This window comes from Thermoanaerobaculia bacterium (assembly GCA_018057705.1).
GTDB lineage: Bacteria > Acidobacteriota > Thermoanaerobaculia > Multivoradales > JAGPDF01 > JAGPDF01.
On record JAGPDF010000051.1, the window covers coordinates 1 to 22,338 of the forward strand.

23 protein-coding genes and 1 pseudogene are annotated in these 22,338 nt (G+C 66.2%); 12 read left to right on the top strand and 12 right to left on the bottom strand.

The annotated features are described in order from the left end of the window. Positions 1–453: 453 nt before the first annotated feature. The 4 genes and pseudogenes from KBI44_14710 to KBI44_14725 form a co-directional block, all read right to left on the bottom strand. Positions 454–1,308 (bottom strand): annotated as a pseudogene (locus tag KBI44_14710) (mechanosensitive ion channel). 35 nt (positions 1,309–1,343) lie between these two features. Further along, positions 1,344–1,628, bottom strand: coding sequence for a hypothetical protein (locus KBI44_14715; GenBank protein MBP9145733.1), 285 nt, complete (start codon positions 1,626–1,628; stop codon positions 1,344–1,346). Further along, the gene (locus tag KBI44_14720; GenBank protein ID MBP9145734.1) at positions 1,625–2,836 is read right to left on the bottom strand and encodes an FAD-binding oxidoreductase; all 1,212 of its coding nucleotides are present in this window, start codon (positions 2,834–2,836) and stop codon (positions 1,625–1,627) included. The genes KBI44_14715 and KBI44_14720 overlap by 4 nt, the downstream gene beginning before the upstream one ends. Positions 2,837–2,912: 76 nt before the next feature. Further along, the gene (locus tag KBI44_14725) at positions 2,913–4,121 is read right to left on the bottom strand and encodes a cardiolipin synthase B (GenBank protein MBP9145735.1); all 1,209 of its coding nucleotides are present in this window, start codon (positions 4,119–4,121) and stop codon (positions 2,913–2,915) included. 566 nt (positions 4,122–4,687) lie between these two features. Between KBI44_14725 and KBI44_14730 the strand changes: the two genes are divergently transcribed. After that, positions 4,688–5,221 (top strand): hypothetical protein, encoded by a 534-nt coding sequence (locus tag KBI44_14730; protein MBP9145736.1) that lies wholly within the window; start codon positions 4,688–4,690, stop codon positions 5,219–5,221. Positions 5,222–5,331: 110 nt separating this feature from the next. On the opposite strand, the gene KBI44_14735 is transcribed toward KBI44_14730, so the two are convergent. Then, positions 5,332–6,759: a serine/threonine protein kinase gene (locus KBI44_14735; GenBank protein ID MBP9145737.1), complete on the bottom strand. Its 1,428-nt coding sequence runs from the start codon at positions 6,757–6,759 to the stop codon at positions 5,332–5,334. A gap of 4 nt (positions 6,760–6,763) precedes the next feature. Then, positions 6,764–7,639 carry a DUF3365 domain-containing protein gene (locus KBI44_14740; protein MBP9145738.1) on the bottom strand — a complete coding sequence of 292 codons (876 nt, stop codon included), beginning with the start codon at positions 7,637–7,639 and terminating at the stop codon, positions 6,764–6,766. A gap of 370 nt (positions 7,640–8,009) precedes the next feature. Between KBI44_14740 and KBI44_14745 the strand changes: the two genes are divergently transcribed. After that, entirely contained in the window at positions 8,010–9,386 is a 1,377-nt protein-coding gene (locus KBI44_14745) for a hypothetical protein (protein MBP9145739.1), read from the top strand. Between the two features lie 52 nt (positions 9,387–9,438). On the opposite strand, the gene KBI44_14750 is transcribed toward KBI44_14745, so the two are convergent. Continuing rightward, positions 9,439–10,923, bottom strand: coding sequence for a sulfatase (locus KBI44_14750; protein ID MBP9145740.1), 1,485 nt, complete (start codon positions 10,921–10,923; stop codon positions 9,439–9,441). A gap of 256 nt (positions 10,924–11,179) precedes the next feature. Between KBI44_14750 and KBI44_14755 the strand changes: the two genes are divergently transcribed. Further along, positions 11,180–11,596, top strand: coding sequence for a hypothetical protein (locus KBI44_14755; GenBank protein MBP9145741.1), 417 nt, complete (start codon positions 11,180–11,182; stop codon positions 11,594–11,596). Between the two features lie 9 nt (positions 11,597–11,605). On the opposite strand, the gene KBI44_14760 is transcribed toward KBI44_14755, so the two are convergent. Then, a complete protein-coding gene (locus tag KBI44_14760) occupies positions 11,606–12,571 on the bottom strand; it encodes an NAD(P)-dependent alcohol dehydrogenase (GenBank protein MBP9145742.1) in 966 nt (321 codons plus the stop codon). 274 nt (positions 12,572–12,845) lie between these two features. On the opposite strand from KBI44_14760, the gene KBI44_14765 reads away from it, so the two are divergent. The 4 genes from KBI44_14765 to KBI44_14780 all read left to right on the top strand — a co-directional run bounded on the left by KBI44_14765 (position 12,846) and on the right by KBI44_14780 (position 15,585). Continuing rightward, the gene (locus tag KBI44_14765; protein ID MBP9145743.1) at positions 12,846–13,124 is read left to right on the top strand and encodes a type II toxin-antitoxin system RelE/ParE family toxin; all 279 of its coding nucleotides are present in this window, start codon (positions 12,846–12,848) and stop codon (positions 13,122–13,124) included. Between the two features lie 11 nt (positions 13,125–13,135). Continuing rightward, positions 13,136–13,450 carry a HigA family addiction module antidote protein gene (locus KBI44_14770; protein MBP9145744.1) on the top strand — a complete coding sequence of 105 codons (315 nt, stop codon included), beginning with the start codon at positions 13,136–13,138 and terminating at the stop codon, positions 13,448–13,450. 356 nt (positions 13,451–13,806) lie between these two features. After that, positions 13,807–14,790: a pirin gene (locus KBI44_14775; protein ID MBP9145745.1), complete on the top strand. Its 984-nt coding sequence runs from the start codon at positions 13,807–13,809 to the stop codon at positions 14,788–14,790. Between the two features lie 156 nt (positions 14,791–14,946). Then, on the top strand, positions 14,947–15,585 hold the full coding sequence (locus KBI44_14780; protein ID MBP9145746.1) for a transposase: 639 nt from the start codon (positions 14,947–14,949) through the stop codon (positions 15,583–15,585). Between the two features lie 147 nt (positions 15,586–15,732). On the opposite strand, the gene KBI44_14785 is transcribed toward KBI44_14780, so the two are convergent. Then, a complete protein-coding gene (locus KBI44_14785; protein ID MBP9145747.1) occupies positions 15,733–16,899 on the bottom strand; it encodes a hypothetical protein in 1,167 nt (388 codons plus the stop codon). After that, positions 16,896–17,510 (bottom strand): hypothetical protein, encoded by a 615-nt coding sequence (locus KBI44_14790; GenBank protein MBP9145748.1) that lies wholly within the window; start codon positions 17,508–17,510, stop codon positions 16,896–16,898. The genes KBI44_14785 and KBI44_14790 overlap by 4 nt, the downstream gene beginning before the upstream one ends. A 139-nt stretch (positions 17,511–17,649) precedes the next feature. Between KBI44_14790 and KBI44_14795 the strand changes: the two genes are divergently transcribed. The 3 genes from KBI44_14795 to KBI44_14805 all read left to right on the top strand — a co-directional run bounded on the left by KBI44_14795 (position 17,650) and on the right by KBI44_14805 (position 19,040). After that, complete coding sequence (locus KBI44_14795; GenBank protein MBP9145749.1) at positions 17,650–17,802, top strand: transposase; 153 nt, start codon at positions 17,650–17,652, stop codon at positions 17,800–17,802. 339 nt (positions 17,803–18,141) lie between these two features. Continuing rightward, entirely contained in the window at positions 18,142–18,477 is a 336-nt protein-coding gene (locus tag KBI44_14800; GenBank protein ID MBP9145750.1) for a winged helix-turn-helix transcriptional regulator, read from the top strand. Then, on the top strand, positions 18,474–19,040 hold the full coding sequence (locus KBI44_14805) for a hypothetical protein (GenBank protein ID MBP9145751.1): 567 nt from the start codon (positions 18,474–18,476) through the stop codon (positions 19,038–19,040). Before KBI44_14800 ends, KBI44_14805 begins: the two co-directional genes overlap by 4 nt. A 243-nt stretch (positions 19,041–19,283) precedes the next feature. Here KBI44_14805 and KBI44_14810 read toward each other — a convergent pair whose 3' ends face one another. Together KBI44_14810 and KBI44_14815 are read right to left on the bottom strand one after the other, a co-directional pair. Then, positions 19,284–19,547, bottom strand: a complete 264-nt coding sequence (locus KBI44_14810; protein ID MBP9145752.1) for a putative toxin-antitoxin system toxin component, PIN family — start codon at positions 19,545–19,547, stop codon at positions 19,284–19,286. Next, the gene (locus KBI44_14815; GenBank protein ID MBP9145753.1) at positions 19,544–19,807 is read right to left on the bottom strand and encodes an AbrB/MazE/SpoVT family DNA-binding domain-containing protein; all 264 of its coding nucleotides are present in this window, start codon (positions 19,805–19,807) and stop codon (positions 19,544–19,546) included. Before KBI44_14815 ends, KBI44_14810 begins: the two co-directional genes overlap by 4 nt. A 421-nt stretch (positions 19,808–20,228) precedes the next feature. On the opposite strand from KBI44_14815, the gene KBI44_14820 reads away from it, so the two are divergent. Both KBI44_14820 and KBI44_14825 read left to right on the top strand, forming a co-directional pair. After that, positions 20,229–21,230, top strand: coding sequence for a pirin (locus KBI44_14820; protein MBP9145754.1), 1,002 nt, complete (start codon positions 20,229–20,231; stop codon positions 21,228–21,230). Between the two features lie 114 nt (positions 21,231–21,344). Next, positions 21,345–22,337 carry a hypothetical protein gene (locus tag KBI44_14825; GenBank protein ID MBP9145755.1) on the top strand — a complete coding sequence of 331 codons (993 nt, stop codon included), beginning with the start codon at positions 21,345–21,347 and terminating at the stop codon, positions 22,335–22,337. Position 22,338 lies beyond the last annotated feature (1 nt).

A 22,338-nucleotide genomic window follows, 5' to 3' on the forward strand; every position in this document is an offset into this window, starting at 1 on the left:
ACGACGAACGAGCGGTTGAGACATTGCGATCTCCTTGGCAGGTTCCCTGTTCTCTAGTACCGCGTTTCCTTGGGGAGGAGGACAGGCCTGTGGGGGAAGGTCGACGGCGCGCGGCGAGGCGACCTCAGCGCACCCAGGTGCGCGTCAGCGGGGGCCTCCCGGCCCGCTGTCGGGGCCCGCTGGCTTGTCGGATTCCTGGCGCGCCGTCTCCTCGCGGCCCGGAGGATCGACCTCCTCGAGGGCGTCGTTGGACGCGAGGCGCGCTCGTTCGTCGGCGTCCAGATCGGCCACCTCCGCGGCAGCTCGCGATCTCCGCGCCGGGTCTCGCGGCGGCTCGTGCGGTCGGCCTGGGATCGGAGCCAGGGGGGCGGGTGGATCCACGGCAGCCAGGTCCGGATCCTGGGCCTGGCTGCGCACCCAGACCCGCGCCGCCTCCTGGTCGAGACCAAAGACCGAACGCAGGTGCAGGTCGCGTTGCGGAAACGGCACCTCCAGACCGTGGCTGCGGAGAGCCGTTTCGAGTGCCCAGAAGTACGCAGCTTTCACTGCACTCGGGCGTTTGGTCGCTTCCGGGGTGAGCCACACCACCAGCTCGAAGTTGAGACTGCTGTCGCCAAAGCCCACCAGCCACACTCGTGGGCGGCGCGGCCCATCCTGGGCGAGAGTGAAAGGAACCTCGGCGGCAGCTTCGAGGGCCGCCTTCTTGACCAGCTCCTTATCGCTGCCGTAAGCGATCCCGAACGGAATGCGGATACGCCGGGAAAGATCGCTGAGGGTCCAGTTCACCACCCGGCCGGTGACGAACTCCGAGTTCGGTACCAGGATGTCGACGTTGTCGTTGGTCGAGATCAGCGTCGAACGGATATTGATGTCACGGACCTCGCCGTGCAGGCCCGAAGAAAGCTCTACGAAGTCGCCCACCCGCAAGGAGCGCTCGAAGAGCAGGATGATCCCCGAGACGAAGTTGCTGAAGATCGCCTGCAGTCCGAACCCGAGGCCCACTCCGATGGCACCCGCCAGCATTGCGAAGCGGCTGGTCTCGATCCCGAGAAAGCCCAGCGCGATCATGAATCCGATGCCGTAGAGAGCATAGGAGGCGAGTCGCGACAGGGTGTAGAAGGCGGCCCGGCCGGCGGCCTCGCGCGACGCCGCGCGCTGTGCGAGCGAGCGGCGCATCAGCAGCGCGAGCACCCAGACCGCGACGAGCGAGAGGGCGGCGCCGATCAGCCCGCCGACCGAAACCTGAAACCCACCAAAGGTGAGGCTGTAGTCCGCCACCGATTGCGCCTGATCGCGTGCCGAGTCCATGAGGCTCCCTTCGATTCCAGCTATTGGGCTGATCCCTAACGGTCGTTGCGTACCCAGACTTCCAGCCGGGGGGCCGAACCCTCGTACTGGGGGAATTCGGCTTCGAGCCGGTGCTGCCCGGTGAGCAGCTCGACCAGCGCGACGTCCAGCTCGCGCATGCCGCTGGTGCCGACGGCACCGCGGAAGTAGCGCTCGTTCTGTCTGAGGAGCCTCTTCGGAATGTGCTGGCGGAGGACGACCGCAGGCGGCGCGGCGCGGAGGCGGCGGATGTCGGCGCGCGTGATCGCGGCTGGGTTCGGCGATCCTCGGCGGCCGATCATGTTTCGAACTCGAAGAGCGCGGCGTCCGCGTCGGTCGCGCCGGTGAGGTTGGCGCGCACGATCTCGGCGGCGATGCGCGAGAAGGTGATCCCGTTGCCGCCGTAGCCCATCACGGCGTGCACGCGTGGTTTCTGAGGGAGCTTGCCGATGAACGGCAGCCCCGTGCGCGTCGTGCCGAACGCCCCGGTCCAGGCAAACTCGGGCCGCGCGTCGACCGACGGGAAGAGGCGCGCGAGCTTCGCCTGAAGTCGCGCGCTCTTCGCCGGGATCAGGGCGTCACGCGCCTGATCGTCGGCGAACTCCTCGTCCTCGCCGCCGCAGAGGATGCGGCCGTCACCGGTCGTGCGCAGGTAGAGGTAGGGGTCCGAGGACTCCCAGATCAGCGTCTCTTCCGGCCACAGCGCGCGCGGCTGCGGGCGCGTGGCGATCGCCCAGGTCGAGATCACCGCGTGCGCCGTCGCGGGGACGAGGTCCGTCAGTTCGTAGCCGGTCGCGAGGACGACGTGGGCGGCCGAGACGACCGGTCCGTCCGCGGTCGCAACCGTCACGCGGTCGCGACCTACTTCGATGGCGGTGGCCTTCGCCGGAGCGTGGCATCGGGCGCCGCCCTCGATGGCGCGCAACAGGAGGCCGGCGGTGAGCTGCCGCGGGTCGAGCGCGAGATTCCCGGGGCTCAAGATGGCCCCGGCGCGGGCGATACCGAAGCGCTCCCGCAGTCCTCCGCGCGTGAGGTACTCGGCGTAGAGCCCGGCGGCGCGTCGTGCCTCGGCCTCGGCGCGAAGTCCGCTCGCCCCGAGGTCGTTGCCGGCGAGCAGGAGTGAGCTCCGTTCGACCTTGCCGCAGGAGATGCCGAGCTCGTCGATCCGCGCCGAGAGATTCGCGACCGCGAGACGCGAGCGTCGCCAGGCCTGCTCCGAGCGCCCGCGGCCGAGGCTGCGGGTCAGCCGCGTCAGGGGCATATCGATCTCATGTTGCACGAGCGCCGTGGAGGCCGGCGTCGACCCGAGCAGAGGACCGCGCCGGTCGAGCACGATCACCCGGAACCCAGCCTCCGTCAGCGACTCGGCGACCATCGCGCCGCTCACCCCCATGCCGACCACGAGCACATCTGTGCGCGCATCGCGCCGGAGGCGCGAGCAGGACACGGAGGGCGCGCGGTAGGCCATCCAGACCGGGCGCCCGGTACGCAGATCGAGGGTGCGCTTCATCGGGTCATCGGGTCATCGAGTCATTGGGTCATGGGGGCATGGGGTGATGGAGTCGTGGCGTCGCGGACCGACACACTCAAAGGTGCGACTTGATGGGCAGAATGAGTGTTTCGGCGATCCGTTCCCGGAGCGGCCGGTCCCGCCACATCGCGTAGGTGAAAGCGGTCGCGTCGCGGAGGTCGAGCTCGAACACGGAGGTCATCTGCTCGGCGAAGGGAACGTCGAACACATTGAGACTGGCTTCGTCGTTGAGCCGGAACGAGCGATAGTCGAAGTTCGTCGAACCCACCGAGACGAGCGCGGTGTCGACGACGAGCATCTTCGTGTGCATCATCGTCGGCTGGTAGAGATGGATCTCCACCCCCTCGCGCAGGAGCGGCCCCCACTCGCTTTTCGACGCGATGCGTACGGTCTCCGAGTCGATGTGCGGCCCCGGCAGGAGGACCCGCACGCGCACGCCGCGGCGCCGCGCTTCGATCAGAGCCTCGATCAGCAGCTCGTCCGGGACGAAGTAGGCCGCCGCGAGATCGATGGTCGTGGCGGCGGAGGCCACCGCCATCAGATACATGAGGTGCATGCTCTCGCTGCCGCCCGCTGGGGAGGCGATGAACAATTGCGCCTGCATCGTGCCGGACGGCTGAAGCTCGGGAAAGTACGCCGGACCGCGCAGCACCCGGCCGGTCATCTTCATCCAGTTGTCGTTGAACGCGGCCTGGAAGTGCGCCACGACGGGGCCGTCGACGCGGAAGTGCGAGTCTCGCCAGTGCTCCGGGTCCTCGGCCTGCCCGCCCCACTGGTCGGCGATGCCGACGCCACCGGTGAACGCAATGCGTCCGTCCACGATCAGCAGTTTTCGGTGCGTCCGATTGTTGAATCGCCCGAGGTTGTACCAGCGCAGCGGTCGATAGCGTTCGATCTCCACGCCAGCCGTCGTCATCTCGTCCACCAGGGCCTGATCCAGCTTCACGCTGCCCGCCCAGTCGATCGTGACGTGCACCGGAACCCCCGCGCGGGCGCGTTCCGCGAGCGCCGCCGAGAACTCCTTGCCGATCGCGCCGGACCAGTAGATGTAGGTCTCGAAGGTGACCGAGTGGCGGGCCGATCGGATGGCGGCGAGCATCGCCGGAAAGATCTCCGCCCCGTTCTGAAGCGCAGTCACCTGATTGCCCTGAGTGATCGTCGGGCCGAGCATCACGGACATCTCGCGGTGGAACTGCGGATCGGTGACGGCGAAGCGATGCGTCAGACGGCGCGAGACGGTCTTGTCGGAGCGTCCGAGACTCATCGCCAAGAACACCACGATCGCGGTGATCAGGCTCGCGAGTGCAACCAACCAGAACGTGGTGTGCCGGATCACGGCAAGGAGCTCCTTTCACTCATCTGGAAGGTCGCTCGTCCGTCCGCCTTCGAGCCACGGTCGTAAGGCTTCGGAATCGGCTCGAGGGGAGCGGTACCGTGTTCGAAGAGTTCATGGTCCCGCCCTCCTCAGGTTCTAGTCCCGAGGCAGATCTGACCCGCTTCCAGGGTCTGCAAGAGCTCGAAGACGGAACGACTTCGGAGGTTCCGGAGAGCTTCGAAACCGCCACTGCTGGCACCGCGCGGGCGCCGCGGCTGCCGGGCGACACCGCGGCCACTCGCACCAGCACAAGGTAGCCCTTGCCCCCGCCGACCGCCAAGAGCACTAACTACTGGAGTTTCTGGCGCGACCTGAGTAACAACTACCCTTTCCATCCGCCGGCGTCCAGGGTGCCCCCTCCTGACAGTGGACCGCCCGCCCTCTGCACCGACTTGTCGCCCTGGGCCGCGATTTCCCGTTCCCTTGAACGGGACCACTCTCGAAAGGAGTCCGCCATGCCCGAAAACGCCCTCGACCGTTCCCCGCTTTGCTTCGCCCTCGCAGCCCTCCTCGTCGTCAGCGCTTCGACCGGAGCCTTCGCCCAGACGCCCGCTTCACCAGCCTCTGCCGGGAAGGCGCAGGGCCAACTCAGCCTGGCCGGGAAGACCGTACCCTTGAAGGTTGCCAATGCCATCGCGTTGACCGACCACGAGGGCAAGCCCTATACGCTCGTGCTGTTGACCGAGGCACCGATCGACCTCGCGAGCGTCGTCGCCTCACCGGATCCCCTGACGACGCTGCTCAACTTTGCACCCGTCAACGCGGTAACGCACGCCAAGGTCTTCGTCGACGACGTGCGGGTCTACATCAATGCCCACAGCGCTGGCGACAGCGGCCAGTATCTCGCGACGCGGAAATTCGGCCTCGAAGCAAAGGTCTCCGGTGGCGGAACGAAGCCGCTCGAGGGCAGCTTGCGGTCGACGGACCCCGAAATGTCCGTGCAGATCGAAGTCACTTTCAAGGCGGACCTCATCAAGCCCGGCAGTTGAGACACAAGATCGCCCGAGCGGATGCCCTTGGAGCCACCGCAGCGCTCCGGTAGACGACCTTCAGGCCTTCACTTCAGACAGGCGGGGATGGAGGTCGGCCGCGCCGAAGCTCAGGCGCCGAGGAGAGCTCGCCGGAAGGCGGCGCGGCCCTGTTCGTCGGGGATGTTCATCTCGAGGAGGGCCACCAGGTCGCCAAGGCTGCGGGCGTGCCGGTTCCGCCGCACCAGCACGCGCGCCAGCGGTCCGATTCGCCGCGCGAGCTCGGCTTCGACCCGCGCGAGCGCCTCGTCCTGGAGCGGCCCCTGCGATTTCGTCCCAGCCCCGCTCAGGGCGTTCGACACCGGCGCGGAGACCGTCGAAATGGCGCCGCCACCCGCCATGCATCGGGCGCGGAAGCTCTCGCGGCCCGGTCCGGGCGGAACCTGCTTCGCGAGCTCGTCGCAGAGCACGGTGAGCGACGGCGAGGTCGATGCCGTGCGACGCACGAGCACTTTCGCCATCGGGCCGATCTGCGCCGAAAGGTGCTCCTCGATGCGCCGGAGGATTCCCGAGTCGAAGGTCGCCGGGGTGGCCGAGGTTCTCGCCCCTTCGGCAGCCGCGCCGGAACGCGACGCCTGCCCACCCCCGAAGCTCGGCAGCTGGAACTCGCTCGACACCAGCGTCGCTGTCGGCTCCTGCGCCTCCGGGGCGGCGCCCGTCTGGAGGCGGTAGAGGTCGATGTCGAGGCTCGTGACATCCGGGTAGCGCTCGTCGCGGTCGCGCGCCATCATCTTGCGCAGCACGAGGCAGCAACCTTCCGAGATCGACGGCTCGAAGTTGCGCGGATCGGGGAACGGCTCCACGAGATGCATCGACATCACGTGCGGGCCGGACGAACCCTGGAAAGGAACGCGTCCCGTCAGCAAGTGGTAGAGCGTCGCGCCCAGCGAATAGATGTCGGCGCGTCCATCGATATCGCGCTGGCCCAGGACCTGCTCCGGTGCGATGTAGTTCGGCGTCCCGATCGCCGTTCCGGTCTGGGTCATCGAAGTCTCTTCGCCCATCTGCTTGGCGATTCCGAGGTCGACGAGCTTCACTTCCCCCAAGCGGGTCAGGATGACGTTGTCGGGTTTGATGTCGCGGTGCACGAGGCCCTGGGCGTGCGCGACGGAGAGTGCGCGACAGATGTAGCGCACGATCGTGATCGCTTCATTCTCGCTCCAGCGCCCATTGGCCTTCAGGTAGTGCCCGAGGGAAAGGCCGTCGAGCAGTTCCATCGCCAGGTAGTAGACGTCCTGGACGGCGCCGAAAGCGAAAACCTGCACGATGTTCGGATGATTGAGACGAGCTACGGCGCGTGCCTCCTTGAGGAAGCGCTCCACGAAGCTCGGTTCGTAGCCGAGTTCCGGCGAGAGCGTCTTCAGGGCGACCAGTCTGTCCAGCATCTTCTCTCTCGCCCGGTAGACGTTTCCCATCCCCCCCACCCCGAGGAGGTCGAGAATCTGGTAGTCGCCGAACCAGCTTCCCGGTGCGAGCGGGTCGTGCGGGCTTGCGCTCACCGAATCAGGATTCCTCGAGCATGCTCATGGCTTTGGCGAGGCTGATGCGCATCCGCTGGAACGAGCTCGCGAGCACCGCCACCTCGTCGCGTCCGGCAATCGCCACTTCCGGAGTGTCGAAGTCGCCGGTGCTCACCCTGTCGGCCATTGCCGACAGGCGACGCAGAGGCCGGATGACGACCGCCCAGAGGAGCAGATTGAGGATCAGCATGATCAACAGGAAGATCCCGACCAGCGAGACGAGCAGCGTGCGAAACGCCAACCGGGCCGTCGCCATCGGGACCGACGTCGGCACCGAGACGATCTGCGCGCCGATCACCTCGTTGAGCTTCCAGCCGAAGCCGGCGTTGGGGCCGTACATCCGAACGACGGAGGCGGGCGAGGTTTCGGGACTGGTATGGCAGGAGAGGCAGGCCGGGTCGGTGATCCGGATCGGGCGTCCAAGGTAGAGCGAGCGCCCGAGGGCGCCGTCGCGCTGGCCGACGATCTCCTTCAATTCGGCGTTGTCTCGAAAGGCATGGATCACGTCAGCCTCCCAATCGACCGCGCGGTCGCGCGGGTTGGTGGGGTTGAGCGTCGCCTCCTTGTAGGAGTATTCGGGATGGCTCTCGCGAACGTAGTTGAAGATCTCGGTCGCCGAATAGGCCGGGACCGACTGCGGGATGAAGTTCTCTGCCAGCATCGGCTTGAGCAGCGGACTGATCTGCTTGCTCGTGTAGGTGCGGGTCGCCAGAGCCGTCTGCATCAGGATCCCGGCGTTCTCCAGAACCTGTTGCTGAGCGTTTCTCTCCATCGCGCTGCGCGCGAAAAACGTGGCCGGAACAAGCGCCGCCGTGAACACCGCGAGCAGGATGAGATTGAACTTCGCGAACAGAGACATCGCACGGCCCCCAATTGGTAGTGGCCCGCCATTCTAGCCGCGAACGGCCGGGGCCCCAAGCCCGCCCGATCGGTAGCCAAGCGAGGCACGGCCGAACCTGATTTCCCCAGATTCAGAGGGCAGATCCGGCACCCTTTGCGCCGAGAGTTCGCACTTCCGAAGGGCGCCTGACCTGCCCCGCACGGGTGCTGGCCGCGACCCTGCCTCACTTCGTCCAGCGTCTACGTCACGCGTGCTTTCGACCCCGCCTTCCTCTTCGCCCGCGGTTTCGAGGAGGACGTCCCGGCGAGCTGTTCTGCGATCGTGCCCTGAGCAGGCAGGATGTCGTCTTTCGTTGCCGGATCCCGATTCCAGGGGCATGAATCTCCCCATGCGCTCGACTCGACCCGACGCTGCCGCCCCCCGTCTCGGCCGCCTCGCGGTGCTCGCCGCGTTCACACTGCTCTGCGTGCTGGCGCTCGCTGGCGCGGCGCCGGCCCGCGCGCAGTTGTCGCCCCTCGGCGGGCAGTTCCAGGTCAACAGCTACACGACGGGCATTCAGTACCATCCGGCGGTCGCTGCGGACAGCGCGGGCAACTTCGTGATCGTCTGGACGAGTTTCGGCTCGACCGGGACGGACTCGAGCAACGCGAGCGTCCATGCGCGGCGCTGGGCCGCCGACGGTACCGCACTCGGCGGACAGATCCAGGTCAACACCTACACCACGAGCACCCAGCGTTTTCCAGCGCTCGCCGCCGCCAGCGACGGCGCTTTCGTCGTCGTCTGGTCGAGCCTCGGTTCGAGCGGGACGGACACGAGCGACGCCAGCATCCAGGCGCAGCGCTATCTTTCCAACGGCATCGCCACCGGCGCCCAAGCCCAGGTCAACAGCTTCACGACGCTCGAGCAGGAGTTCCCGGCGGTGGCCGCGGACAGCGCGGGGAACTACGTCGTCGCCTGGGAGAGCACCGGATCGACCGGCACGGACACGAGCGGCACGAGCATTCAGGCGCAGCGCTTCGCCGCCAACGGTGCCGCGCTGGGCGCGCAGTTCCAGGTCAATACCTACACGACAGGCGGGCAGCTCAATCCGCAGGTAGCCGTGGACGACGCCGGCAACTTCGTCGTCGTCTGGAACAGCTACGGCTCGGTCGGCACGGACGGCGACAGCGCGAGCATCCAGGGGCGTCTCTACGCTGCCAACGGCTCGGCGCTCGGCGGGCAGTTCCAGGTCAACAGCTATACGACGAGCGGACAGCGCTACCCGGCGGCGGCAGCGGACGGCGAGGGCAACTTCGTCGTCGCCTGGGACAGCTTCGGCTCGAGCGGCTCGGACACCAGCAGCTTCAGCATCCAGGCGCAACGCTATGCCGCCGACGGAGCCGCGCTCGGCGCGCAGTTCCAGGTCAATACCTACACGACGAGTGCCCAGCGCTATCCGTCGTTGGCTGCGGATAGCACGGGCAACTTCGTCGTCGTCTGGCAGAGCCTGGGCTCGGGTGGCACCGATTCGGACGATGCGAGCATCCACGGACGGCGCTTCGCCGCGAGCGGCCTTCCAGTGGGAGGCGAAGCGCAGGTCAACAGCTTCACGACGGGCATCCAGGAGCTTCCGGTGGTGGCCTCGGCCGGCGCCGGCGACTTCGTGGTCGCGTGGACGAGCGTCGGCTCGGTCGGCACGGATTCGAGCTACTCGAGCATCCAGGCGCAGCGCTTCGGCTGCGTCTTCTGTGATGGGTTCGAAGGCGGGGACACCGACCGCTGGTAGAGGCCCTGGCTCAGGGGCGCGCGAAGACCTGAACGGGGCGTCTTGCCGCCGCCTACCGCAGGTAGCCGAGGGCACGCAGCTCGGCGTCGAGCGCGGGGTCGATCTCGACCTCGCCAGCGGCCTGGCGGCGGGCGAGGCGGGCACGCGCCTCCTTCACCCGAAGCGCGAGCGCGCGGCGGCGGGCGGGCTCGGCCTCGAGCAGGTTCCGGCGCTCGCCGGGGTCGGCCTCGAGGTCGTAGAGCGCCTCCGCGGCCTCGCCGGCCCCGGCGACCCCGCCGACCTCGCCGGTCACCTCGCGCAGCGCCCCTTCGTGCCGCAGCCACTTCCAGTTGCCGTCGCGGATCGCCACGACGTCGAACGCCGGGTGTCGGAGCCAGGCGAGCGACTCGCCCGGCGGTGCTGCGCCGCCGCCGATCACCGGCAGAAGGCTCACCCCCGGGAGCTCCGGCGGCGCCGGGATGGAGGCGAGATCGAGGAGCGTCGGAGCGATGTCGATCTGGTCGGCCGGATCCACCACGGTCACACCCGACGATGTGCCACCTGGCAGCCGCAAGACCAGCGGCACCCGCAGCACCTCCTCGAACAGCGACTCGGCGTGCCGCCAGCCGCCGTGCTCGTGGAACTCCTCACCGTGGTCGGAGGTGAAGACGACCGCCGAGCGGTCGAGAAGGCGCCGGGCGCGCAGATCGTCCACCAGGCGGCCGAAGCTCGCGTCGTTCGCGGCGATCTCGCCGTCGTAGAGCGCCATCGAATCGCGCCGCCGGATCGCCGCCTCCTCCGCAGAAAGCTCGCCGAGCCGCTCGCCGCGGAAGCAGCAGGCCGAGGCGACGTCGACACCGGGGGCGAAGCGGCTGCGGTACGGCTCTTCCGGCCGATACGGATCGTGAGGATCGAGAGTGTGGACGACCAGGAAGAACGGGCGCTCCGGCGCGGCGCGCCCGTCGAGCCAGGCGGTCGCCGCCCGGTGCATCTCCGCGGATCGGACGCTGCGGCGCTTCCGCCCCTGGAGCTGGTGCACGTACTCGAAGCGGTCGAAACCGCGTCCGAAGCCGAACTTCTCGACCACCGTAGGGTTGGTCGTGAACATCGCGGTGTCGTAGCCCGCCTCGGAGAGGCGCTCGGCGAGGGTCCGCGCCTCGGGAGCGATCCCCTGGGCACGCCGCTCCGCGCCGTGCGTGACCGGGTGGAGGCCGGTGAGGATCGTCGCCATCGCCGGCTTCGTCCACGAGCTCTGCGCCCGCGCCTCGGCGAAGCGGACGCCCTCGCGCGCGAAGGCGTCGAGCCGCGGCGAAGTCGGCCGGTCGTAGCCGTAGCAACCGAGGTGGTCGGCGCGGAGCGTGTCGACGACATAGAGGACGAGGTTCGGCCGCTCCGCCCGCGCGGCGGCCGACTCTTCCGCAGTCGGTGCCGCGGCTCCGGCCGCCGGCTCGACCTGCTTCGTGCCGCAGCCCGCCGCGGCGAGAACGAGCGCCACCGCGCCCACCGCTCGCGCGGAGAACCTCGATCGCGAGGCCGGGTAGCGAGCTGTCGGAGTCATGGCGGCTGCCGGCGACTCTCCTGAGGGTCGCGGCTTGGGCAGGCATCGAGCTCGAAGCGCAGGAGGGTGCAAGGGCGAAGTCTAGACGATGGGCACGGCCGAGCTCACGCTGCGGACAGCTCTCGGCGCGGGATCATGCGTGCAATTATGGAGCGCAGCTCCAGAAATGCAAGGTTAGGAACCCGATCGCTGCCGGACCCTATGCCCTCGCGGGTGTCGACCGCATGGTAACTTCTGCCAAATGTTCACCCTACCGGTGCTCATCGGCATCGCTCTCGCGCTGGCCGTCGTCGGGCTGGGGCGGCTTTCGGGCCTCGACCGCGACCGCGCGCTCTATCCGGTCACGCTCATCGTGATTGCGGCCTACTACGTCCTGTTCGCGACCATGGGCGGAGCGCCGGCACTGCCGGGCGAGTTGATGGCGGCGACGGTGTTCGTCGTCATCGCGATCGTCGGGTTCCGTACCAGCTTGTGGTGGGCTGCGGGCGGCATCGCCGGTCACGGCATCTTCGACTGGGTGGTGCACCCGCGCCTGATCGCGAACCCGGGCATGCCGCTCTTTTGGCCGGCGTTCTGCGGCTCGATCGACGTCGCGCTCGGGATGCTCCTCGCCATCCTGCTGCTTCGCGGCGCGATCCCGGCGCGCGGCGGAGCGCTCCCGCAGACCTTGTGAAGGCCGGCGCTACACCTGGATGACGGTCTGTCCCTGCGCGTGTCCTTCGCCCACGTACCGCAGCGCGTCGGCCGTGTCGCGGAGCGCGTAGCGGCGGTCGATCGACGGACGGATCTTGCCGGTCTCGACCAGCTTTTTCAGGACCAGCAGGTCTCTCCGGTTGAGCGCGACAATGAAGGGCTTCAGTTTCCGGGTCGAGACGCTCGAGAGCAGCATCATGGCCGCCAGCCGCCGGAGCCAGCGCAGGCCGGACTTGCCACCGGACGTCGAAACGAACGTCCCGGTCGGGACGAGCACGCGCCGGCAGTCCGAGAGGGAGCGAGCGCCGACGGCGTCCAGCATCACATCGAAGCGCGGTCCGCCGGTGACGAAGTCGGTCGTCGTGTAGTCGATCACCTCGTCGGCGCCGAGGGCGCGCATGCGCTCGACGTTGCGCGTGCTGCAGACCGCGGTCACCTGGGCGCCGAACGCCTTGGCGATCTGGACACCCCAACTGCCCACACCGCCGGACGCTCCGTGGATCAGCACGCGGTGACCCGCCTTCACCCCGCCGGCGTCGCGCAGCGCCTGCAAGGGGGTGACGGCCCAGGGCGTGGCGGCGGCCTCCTCGAACGACAGATTGCCGGGCTTCGGCACGAGCCGGTCCGCGCGGACGACGACGTATTCCGCGAACGCGCCGGCGGTGGTCTCGCCGAACACCTCGTCGCCAGGCGAAAGCGTGGTGACCTTGGCGCCGGCCGCTTCGACGCGCCCGGCCATGGCCGAGCCCGGGACTTGGTGTGCGGGCCGGAGGAGGCCGCCGACTGCGGGGCGGATCACGTAGGGCTTCCCGGTGACGACATGGTGGTCACCGATGCTCGCTCCGGCCGCGCACACCCGGACCAGCACCTCGTGTTCGCCGGCGACCGGGCGGGGGATCTCCTCGTACGACAGCACGTCGGGCGTGCCATACCGCCGCCGCACGATCGCGTGCATGGTCCCGCCGCTCATCCTCGATGCCGCCGAAAGTTCGCCATGGCCGGAGTCCGCGCCGGGCATTCAACTACATGGCCACGCAGGGGCGCAAGCGGACCGTAGCGGGCCGCACACGTGCGCGTCGAGGACGACCCTCACCGAGAGGTGCCCACGCTGGCGACGGCGCGTTTGCCGTCCACGGGCTTCATGCCCGCCCATCGTCCTGCGCCACGAGCCGCGCGCGGCGGGCGCAGGGCGCCTTGACAGTACTAACGCCGCGCGTTACTATCGTGACGTGATCCGGTCGTATCGATGCCGCGACACCGAAGCGATGTTCGGCGGCACCCGGGTCGCGAGATTCGTCGCGATCGAAGCGGTGGCCATGCGCAAGCTGGCAATGTTGAATCAGGCCGGTCGCTTCGGCGATCTGCGAGTGCCACCCGGGAACCGGCTCGAGGCGTTGCGGGGCCAGCGTGCGGGGCAGCACAGCATCCGCGTGAACGACCAGTATCGCGTCTGCTTTCGCTGGACCGACGTGGGTCCGGAGGACGTCGAGATCGTGGACTATCACTGAAGGAGCGAACAATGCGAAAGGTTCCCTATCCCTCTCCCGGCGAGATTCTCCTCGAAGAGTTCCTGAAGCCGATGGGAATCACGCAATACCGCCTCGCCAAGGAGATCGGTGTTCCGCAGCGCCGCATCGGCGAGATCGTTGCTGGCGCCCGCGCGATTACGCCCGACACCGGACTTCGCCTGTCGCGCTTCTTCGCGATGTCCGACGGATTCTGGATCGGCCTCCAGGCCGACTTCGACCGCGAGAAGGTCCGCGCAACGCTGGCCAAGACTCTCGCCCGCATCAAACCCTGGCCGGAGGCGGTGCGCGCCCGAAGGAGCGCATGACCCGACCTGGCCCGGAGATTCGAACTCTCTCAACCCGTTGAAGCTCCGAGAAGCGTTGCGCCGGAAGGCGGCTCCGTCGGTCCAGGAGCCCGAAGGCGTCAATCTTTGCAGCAGAGTGAGATTCGAAAATGGTGGACCAAATCACTCTGAGTTCGAACACCCCAGGAAGTTCGAACACCCTGATTTTCTGGCTTCGGGAGGTCGCGGCAATGAGGCAGGCGGCATGAGCTCCATGCCGGTGAAAGGCCTGTCTCCGGGTTCCGTACGCCGTCCCCGGAGGAGCCCGGCAGGGCGCCTCGCCGGGACCGGCGTCCCTCTCTGGCATCCGCTGCAAGGCAGCGGAGCGGAGGGGCAATATGGCTGGAAAGACCGCTTGGAAGTCCGCGACCCCGCAGCTCTCGTTGGTCCTCCCTGGCGCCCCGGCGTCACAGTTTCATTCGACAGCTGTTGAGATCGGATCCCGCAAGGCCCGGCGCGCCGGCAGCCTGATCCGGCAGGCGCTCTACCTCGACCAGGAAGACGCCTACGCCGCCGGCGAGGTTGGCTTCCTGGCTCGGGCGCTCGTGCAGGCGACCCTTCCGCACAGCGATCCGAACGCCAACGAGTTCGTCCGGCGGAACGGACACTTCACCCTGTCCATCCTCGCCCCGAAAGACGTCGGGCTGCCGTACGGCCGGTATCCACGCCTGGTTCTCGCCTACCTCACGACCGAGGCGGTGCGCCGCAAGAGCCCGGACATCGAGCTCGGCGGCCACTTCTCGCACTTCTGTGCTGCCCTCGGGATCCCGCCGACCACGGGACCGCGTGGCTCCTTGCCGCTGCTCCGCGACCAACTCCAGCGTCTCTTCGCCTCGACCTTCCAGTGCATCTTCCACGACGAGAGCCAGGGGAGACATGCTGGCGATGGCTTCCTGATTGCCGAGAAGCGGGAGCTCTGGTGGGATTCCCGGCCAGGGAAGGACGAGGCCGCATGGGGATCTCACGTCGTCCTTTCGGACCGCTTCTATCGGGAGGCAACTGAAGCGCCGGTCCCACTGGACTTGCGGGTCCTGCGCGCCCTGCGGTCGCCGTTCGAGATCGACATCTACGTCTGGCTGACCTGGCGCTTCTTCCGGCTGCGGAGGCCGGTCACCATCCCATGGGCCTCGCTGGCGCTCCAGTTCGGGTGCGGCTACGCCAACCCCCGACACTTCAAGAAGCGGTTCCTCGGCTACCTCAAGAGCGTCATCGACTACTACCCGGAGGTGAGGCTCGAGAGCTCAGGGACGGGGCTGGTGCTCAAGCCCTCGCCGACGCACATCGCGCGACGTCTCGGCGCTCGAAGGAAGTCCATGCCCTGAAGGTGGTCAGCACAGGATTCGATGGCTCACCCTAGTGAATCTCCGGCCCCGTGCCGGTGGGTCACGAAAGCAGCCAACGGCCGTCGACAAGATGGGCAAACACGACGAGGCTGTCTCTGGGGTCCGCGCCAGTGGTCGCGGCGAGCGCGAAGTCAATTGAAACGAGATCCCGCCTCGGTGGACTTCCGCCCGAAGGACGGTCCTCCCGGTGGTGACTCGAATGGATGGAACGACTTTCGCGGCGAAAAGCGCAGCAATGAAACGCATGCTTCGATGACTGATCCGGAATCGAGGCTGGCCCGTAAGGGGCCTGGCCGCGAGGCGAAGCTGTCTTACGTGAGTCACGTGCTGATGGAGAATCGCAACGGTTTCCTGATGGACATCCTGCTCGGCCAGGCAGACGGATTCACTGAGCGGCGCGAGGGTGCGGCGCTCGTGGCGAGAATTGGCGGAGGACGGCGCAAGACGGTGGGCGGAGACAATGGCTACGACGCGACGGACTTTGTGCAAGCGTGCCGCGCTGCCGGCGTCACGCCGCAAGTCGCGCCGAATATCCACCGCTCCAGAAGGAAATCGGCGATCGACCAACGCACCCTTCGGCATGGAGGCCATCGAGCCAGCCAGATCGTCAGGCGCAGAATCGAGACCATCTTCGGCTGGCTCAAGAGCTTCGGCGGAATAAAACGAAGTCGGGTCAGAGGCCTCGAAAGGACGCAGCTCGCTGCTCGACTCGCCGCTGCTGCCTACAATCTGTTGCGACTGAGTCGATTGCAGCCCCTGGAAGCCGGAACTTGAACCCCTCGACGAGGCGGAAGTGCTCCACGCCGAGGGTCGCAAGCACCGACGCCACGGGCTGAATCCCCTTACTGGAAGCTTCTTTTTCGACAAGACGTCACCCGCTGCCGTGCCAATCACTGACAACGACCGTTTCTCAGCAGCCTGCTAGGGTTCGGTGGCAGACCACCTCGCCGTATTCCCTGCCTCGAATCCATTCCAGAACACGGGGATCTTCAGGTTCCAATCCTGGAGCGGATTTATTCTTACGATTGCAGGTGACGTTAGTCTGTAGGCTTGTGCGGAAACAGGCGGGTCGAAGAGATGAAGTAAATGGATTGCGACGCTGCACTCTCCTAGGGCGCTGGGATCCTGTGTTTCGAGGACTAGTACTCTTAGGTCGTAGGACTCCGTGCACGGAACAATCTCGATCTGAATGGCATGATCGTCGTTGGTTGGCGATCCTCCAACAACTCGATTCTCTCCGGTCCTCGACATCTTCACCATGTTCACGTCATCTGCGGAGAGATCAAATCGAACCTGGCCTCTTCTGGATGGGGTCTCCATCGTAGCGACCGTACCTGGGTATCCTAGGCCGAGCGGGTAGGTCGTGACTCCGTAGTTCGCGTTAGCGGGCCATGTACTCCCAGAGGTCGAAAGGTTGCTCAGCGAATAGGTGTACGTGGCGGAGCTGATGACAGTTGCATCGACGATGGCGGGATTGTTATCCGCGATCCGATACCAGAAGGTATTGGTTACTACATCAGGGTCCACGGCGTCTTGAAAATCGTCCTTCGATCCGCGGATCTCGTCGGCCCCGTCGAACATGAGCTGACGCGATGCTCCGTAGGAAATCGTCCAAGACATGTACTGGCGTGGCGGGGGAGGCGTCAGTGGGAGGGGAGGACGGATGATGATAGTCGTGTGCCCGAGGCCCATCGCGCAGTGACCCAACTCATGCAAGACTGTGCTCGCCGCGTTGAAAGTCCCCACCGTCGGAGGCGGAACCTCATACTGCTCGCAGGAAAAGCAATTCTCCGTCGTCGGAACTAGAGCGCTCCATTTCGCTGCAGCCCACTCAACCATCTCTGGCAGACGGCCGCCAAAGTCAGGATCAACGCAGACCCTCACATTCGTAGAGCCATTGGGGTTATACGTTGAGGGGTAGACAATGCCGTCATCGTTGATAATGAAGGTCGGATGATCCTCAGGATGACCGGGTTCGCATCCGTCAGCCAGGGAGCACTTGACAGTTCTCAAGAACGTACCGGCGAAGACCAGATTGGATGAGAGAACTCCCGCGATTCCGAGCACAATCGTAGGCAGGCGATTCACGGAATCACCGCCTCGGTTCGCAAGCGCATTTCCGCAGCCCGGATCTTTTTGACTATTTCTCTTAGCGCTGCATATTCCTCAATGCTCGGATAGCGATTCGTCGACATGTCGCTGACAGTGAGCATGAACGTGTGGTCAAGTTCATCCTGGCCACCAGGACCTGTACCTGGGTAGAGCGAAAGGTGAATTGTGAACTCCACAGAACCTGAGTCCTCGATAGGTGGGCCCAGTCTCGGCTCGGTAACGTGTTTTGACCTCACCCGCTCTCGATCGAGCTTGTAGAGCTCTGACCTCAGTACGACGTCGACTATCGCATCAACATCCTCGAGAGGCACCTGCGCGGTATATAGCAGGCGTGGAGTGTCCGACGCATAGCTGGAGAGAAGGACGGGTAGTCGCCCGTCGCCAAGAAGGGAGTAAGTACGAATCTCCCCGCTCGACGAGCCACTGTACTGCACCCTCAGAAGTTCCTTATCCGGTTCCAAGAGAATCGAGTCGCGAGAAGGCTCTGCGGACTGAGATCGGCTATCGGATGCTGCGCCGGCAAGTTCGTAGCTAGCGACAAGTCCTACGCCCAGCAGAATAATGGTTAAGCCGATTGCTCGACCCATCGGTCACCTCCGCAGGAGAAATTCATAGCACATGCCTACGAGAGCGGCCGCACGCTTGCGGTCTGGGCACGGTCAGGGCTGGCGAGGTCGGCTCCTCTCCCCGAATCCTGATCCAGTAGGGCTCTCGTAATCGAGGTAGATTTCGGCTCGTTCACTGCGCTCCGGAGGGAGCCAGGAGGACGGGCAGAGGAGGAAGAGTCGCTTCACGGAGGAGCAGATCGCAATGGCGCTTCGGCAGGCCGAAGCTGGTACGACCGTCGAAGAGATCTGCCGGGCGCTGGGTCTGGTCTAAGAGGGTGCCTATGGCCGCAACTTCAGCCCGAGAAACAGGAGCGCGAACGGCCACAATCGTCGCGTCAGGGGCGAGGGAAGGTCGGCGCATGAAGTTCGCGCACAGCCAGTAGAATTTCGAACACCGCCCAACTCGCTGAAACTGCGTGGGCTATCGCCCGGTGAGGCTCGCGCCGTGTCGTTTGGTTCCAAGCGTAAGTGCTTGCCTGGAATTGATTTAGAAATGGTGGAGCGGAAGGGATTCGAACCCTCGAGCAAGAGGCGAGCCACGGTCGACTCGGCTGAGGTGCTTTCCTGCGGGGCTTGACATAGGGCAGGAAAAGCGCTCATATGAGCACCAATGAAGCTCATGGAATCGAGCCCGTTCGGTGGGTGTACGCGGACACGCGTGCTGGTGGCGCTGAGCCTGCTTCAAACCAGCTTTGCGCGCGAGCTCGCGCGTCTGCTGCCCGCGCCTGTGTCCGGAGTTCGGCAGGCGCTCGCCAGCCTCGAGCGCGACGGGCTCGTCGCCGGTCGACTCGTTGGCAGGACCCGCCAGGTCCAGCTCGATCCCGGGTACTTCGCGCTGAAGGAGCTCGAGGCCTATCTTGCGCGGCTCTCGGAGGCGGAGCCCGAGCTGCGGGCCGCGGTGGCTCGGCTCCGCCGGCGGCCTCGTGCGGCGGGGAAGCCGATTTGAGAATCGACGCGACCACGGCGCTCGAAACGGTGGCCGTCACGGTCGGCGACGCCCTCGCCGGGCGCGGGATCCGGGCCGTCCTGACCGGAGGAGCTTGCGCCGGGATCTACTCGGGAGGACTCTATTCATCCCAGGACGTCGACTTCGTTCTCGAAGGGCGCGTCACCCTTTCGACTCTCGATGCCGTGATGGCGAGTCTCGGTTTCTCTCGGAGGGGAAACCGCTACGTGCATTCCGAGTCGCCCTTCTGGGTCGAGTTTCCCCGCGGCCCCCTCGGCGTGGGCGCCGATCTCGACGTTCGGCCGGTGTCGCTGAAATCGTCGCACCGAGAGACGCTGGCGCTCTCGCCGACGGATTCCTGCCGCGACCGCCTCGCGGCGTTCTTCCACTGGTCGGATCGCCAAAGCCTCGCCGTCGCGGTCGAAATTGCTTTTCGCAACGATGTCGATCTCGCACGGATCCGGCGTTGGAGCGCAGCCGAGGACCACGCCGCACGCTTCGCGGAGTTCGAGCGCGAGCTCGACCGCCGTAAGCAGGGGACCTCAAGTAGATCGCCGCCATGACCGGCGGTCGTCCGAGGCCGGAGTCTGTGCGATGGAAACGAAACGGGGGAGCGGATGGGATTCGAACCCTTGAAGGCGGTCTGAGGACTGGAGATCTACAATCTCTCCAGGAACTCGTCGACGAACTGTCGAGGCTTGATGACCCGCACGTCTCGCCACCCTGACTGTTCGAGCAGATGCCGGTCTCCCGAGACGAGCACAGAGACTCCCGCCGACAGAGCGCAAGCCAGGAACTTGTCGTCGTCAGGATCGACGGAGGCGGGTTCGGGGCAGCACCGGCGCGACGACGAACTCGGCAGCGACCGCAAGAAGGCCCAGAAAAGGCTCCAGGTGGACGCCTGCATGGTCGGTGCTGAGAATCTGGCCGACGCGCTGGTACTCCGCGAGGATTTCGGCCGAAAGTACCAGCTGAACTCGACCGTCGCGCCAGGCCTCGAGGATCCGTCCGGGGAGACCGCCGAAGAAGACGGCCGAGACGAAGACGTTCGTGTCGAGAACGATCCTCACCGAGAGGCGCGGGCCTTCGCGACGGCGCGCTTCACGTCCGCCGGCTTCATGCCCGCCTTGCGCGCAGCACCGCGAGCCGCGCGTACGAGCTCGTCGAACTCCGCCATCGCCGGCGGCGCGATCGTCTTGAGGATGACGACGTCGCGATCGCCGACGACCACGAACTGTGTCCCTTCCTTGAGTCCGAGACGCAGACGAATCTCCTCCGGGATGACAACTTGTCCCTTGGATGAGAGCTTGGTTGTGGCGAGGGATTCCATGGCGCCTCCGATCTTACTGGTAAGATTCCAGGCAGAGGCAAGGAGTGGGTCAAGCAGTGGAAGGCGAGGTCGCGCGGCCAGAAGAGATGCGAACACTCTCACCCCGTTGAAGCAATGGGAGTTGCTCCGGAAGGCGGCTCCAACGGGTCAAGAGCCTCGAAGCGTAAGCCTTTGCAGCAGAATGGGATAAGAAATGGTGGACCAAATCACTCTGAGTTCGAACACCCCAGGAAGTTCGAACACCCTGATTTTCTGGCTTCGGGAGGTCGCGGCAATGAGGCAGGCGGCATGACGTCGATGCCGGTGAAAGGCCTGTCTCTGGGTTCCGTACGCCGTCTCCGGAGGAGCCCCGCAGGGCGCCTCGCCGGGGCCGGCGTCCCTCTCTGGTATCCGCTGCACGGCAGCGGAGCGGAGGGGCAGTATGCATGGAAAGACCGCTTGGAAGTCCGCGACCCCGCAGCTCTCGTTGGTCCTCCCTGGCGCTCCGGCGTCACAGTTTCATTCTACAGTTGTTGAGTCGAGATCCCGCAAGCCCAGGCGCGCCGGCAGCCTGATCCGGCAGGCGCTCTACCTCGACCAAGAGGACGCCTACGCCGCCGGCGAGGTCGGGTTCCTGGCCCGAGCGCTGGTGCAGGCAACCCTTCCGCACAGCGACCCCAAGGCCAACGAGTTCGTCCGGCGGAACGGACACTTCACGCTGTCCATTCTTGCCCCGAAGGACGTCGGGCTGCCGTACGGCCGGTATCCGCGCCTGGTCCTCGCCTACCTCACGACCGAGGCGGTGCGCCGCAAGAGCCCCGACATCGAGCTCGGCAGCCACTTCTCGCACTTCTGTGCCACCCTCGGGATCCCGCCGACCACCGGTCCGCGTGGATCCTTGCCGCAGCTCCGCGACCAGCTCCAGCGTCTCTTCGCCTCGACCTTCCAGTGCATCTTCCACGACGAGAGTCAGGGCCGTCATGCGGGCGACGGCTTTCTGATCGCCGAGAAGCGGGAGCTTTGGTGGGACCCGCGGCCGAGGAAGGGCGCAGCAGCGTGGGGGTCTCACGTCGTCCTCTCGGACCGGTTCTATCGGGAGGCGACCGAAGCGCCGGTCCCGCTCGACTTGCGCGTCCTTCGCGCCCTCCGGTCGCCGTTCGAGATCGACATCTATGTCTGGCTGACCTGGCGCTTCTTCCGGCTCCGTCGTCCGGTCACGATCCCCTGGGCCTCGCTGGCGCTCCAGTTCGGATCCAGGTACACGAACCCGCGGCACTTCAAGAAGCGGTTCCTCGGCTACCTGAAGTGCGTCATCGACTACTACCCGGAGGTGAGGCTCGAGAGCACAGCGGTGGGGCTGATGCTCAAGCCGTCGCCGACCCACATCGAGCAGAGGCCGGGCAAGCGACAAAATCTGCAGCTGGGCGGAGCCCCTCCGGCTTAGACAGGTAGAGATCGGAGGCTTTCACAACAATAGAGGCTGGCTCGAGCTACACTCGTCGGCGCGATGACCTCGATGCGGCCAGGGCCCTCGAGTGGCGAGATCCTGCGTGCGTCCGTGGCGGGCATCACGCTGACGCTCGGTCTAGGCGTGCCTGCGCCGGCGGTGTCAATTTCTGCGGGCGCTTCGGTCGAGTGCCCCACGGCGCTGGCACGCGCTCAGATCGACGCGGTCGGCGCCGCGACTTTCGCCTGGCTCACGGACCTGACCTCGGGGGCGCACGCCGGTACGCATCGAAGCTTCGAGCCTATCTGCCCCGACTCGCCACCACTCGACCTGACACGCATTCCGCCAATCAGCGGCCATATTCTCGCCCTCCTTATCGTTCCGGACTACATCGAGGCGGTGCCCCTCGACGACCCGTGGGGAAACCCCTACGAGTACCGCCTGAACGTCGCCGACCCGCTATCCGCCGACGTCATCGCCATCCGCAGCGCCGGCTCGGACGGTGTGTACGAGGGCACCACCTACGACGTCCGCTCGACCGCCGGACCGGCGGATGATCTCGTCTTCTACAACGACGCGTGGGTTCTCGACCTCCCGCGTCTAGACCCTGTCTCGCGGCAGCGAACGACGGTGGCGAGGGTGCGGGACGTTGGGGACGCCCTTTTCTCCTGGATCATCGACAACGTGTCGGGCCTCTCCATGGTTCCGTCGAACCTGTCCGAATATGCCGGATCGACTCTCGACATGGCGAACTACACACCGGTCACCGTCGATGAGGTGACCGACCACCTAACAACGCCGCCGTGGATCTACACGCGCTGTGTCCCGAAGTTCGACGCGTGGGATAACCCCATCGAGTACCGCCTGAACGAAAACCTGCTCGGGTTCCACGTAGCCGCGATCCGAAGTCTCGGCTCGGACGCCACCGCCGAAGGCGACATCTACGACGTGGGAATATTCCCCGCCGACGAACGCCACCGCGACATCGTCTGGGCCGACGGCTTTATGGCACGAGAGCCGGACCAAAGCGGTCTGGAAATCTTCCTCGATAGCTTTGAGAGCGGCGCTCTCTGGGGCTACTGGAGCTGTGGCCCGGGTTACTAGG

Coding starts and splice junctions, on each gene's coding strand:
- KBI44_14715 (MBP9145733.1), bottom strand. CDS start 1,628: ATGATCGGCCGCCGAGGATCGCCGAACCCAGCCGCGATCACGCGCGCC.
- KBI44_14720 (MBP9145734.1), bottom strand. CDS start 2,836: ATGAAGCGCACCCTCGATCTGCGTACCGGGCGCCCGGTCTGGATGGCC.
- KBI44_14725 (MBP9145735.1), bottom strand. CDS start 4,121: ATGAGTCTCGGACGCTCCGACAAGACCGTCTCGCGCCGTCTGACGCAT.
- KBI44_14730 (MBP9145736.1), top strand. CDS start 4,688: ATGCCCGAAAACGCCCTCGACCGTTCCCCGCTTTGCTTCGCCCTCGCA.
- KBI44_14740 (MBP9145738.1), bottom strand. CDS start 7,639: ATGTCTCTGTTCGCGAAGTTCAATCTCATCCTGCTCGCGGTGTTCACG.
- KBI44_14745 (MBP9145739.1), top strand. CDS start 8,010: ATGCGCTCGACTCGACCCGACGCTGCCGCCCCCCGTCTCGGCCGCCTC.
- KBI44_14750 (MBP9145740.1), bottom strand. CDS start 10,923: ATGACTCCGACAGCTCGCTACCCGGCCTCGCGATCGAGGTTCTCCGCG.
- KBI44_14760 (MBP9145742.1), bottom strand. CDS start 12,571: ATGCACGCGATCGTGCGGCGGCGGTATGGCACGCCCGACGTGCTGTCG.
- KBI44_14770 (MBP9145744.1), top strand. CDS start 13,136: ATGCGAAAGGTTCCCTATCCCTCTCCCGGCGAGATTCTCCTCGAAGAG.
- KBI44_14775 (MBP9145745.1), top strand. CDS start 13,807: ATGGCTGGAAAGACCGCTTGGAAGTCCGCGACCCCGCAGCTCTCGTTG.
- KBI44_14790 (MBP9145748.1), bottom strand. CDS start 17,510: ATGGGTCGAGCAATCGGCTTAACCATTATTCTGCTGGGCGTAGGACTT.
- KBI44_14800 (MBP9145750.1), top strand. CDS start 18,142: ATGAAGCTCATGGAATCGAGCCCGTTCGGTGGGTGTACGCGGACACGC.
- KBI44_14815 (MBP9145753.1), bottom strand. CDS start 19,807: ATGGAATCCCTCGCCACAACCAAGCTCTCATCCAAGGGACAAGTTGTC.
- KBI44_14820 (MBP9145754.1), top strand. CDS start 20,229: ATGCATGGAAAGACCGCTTGGAAGTCCGCGACCCCGCAGCTCTCGTTG.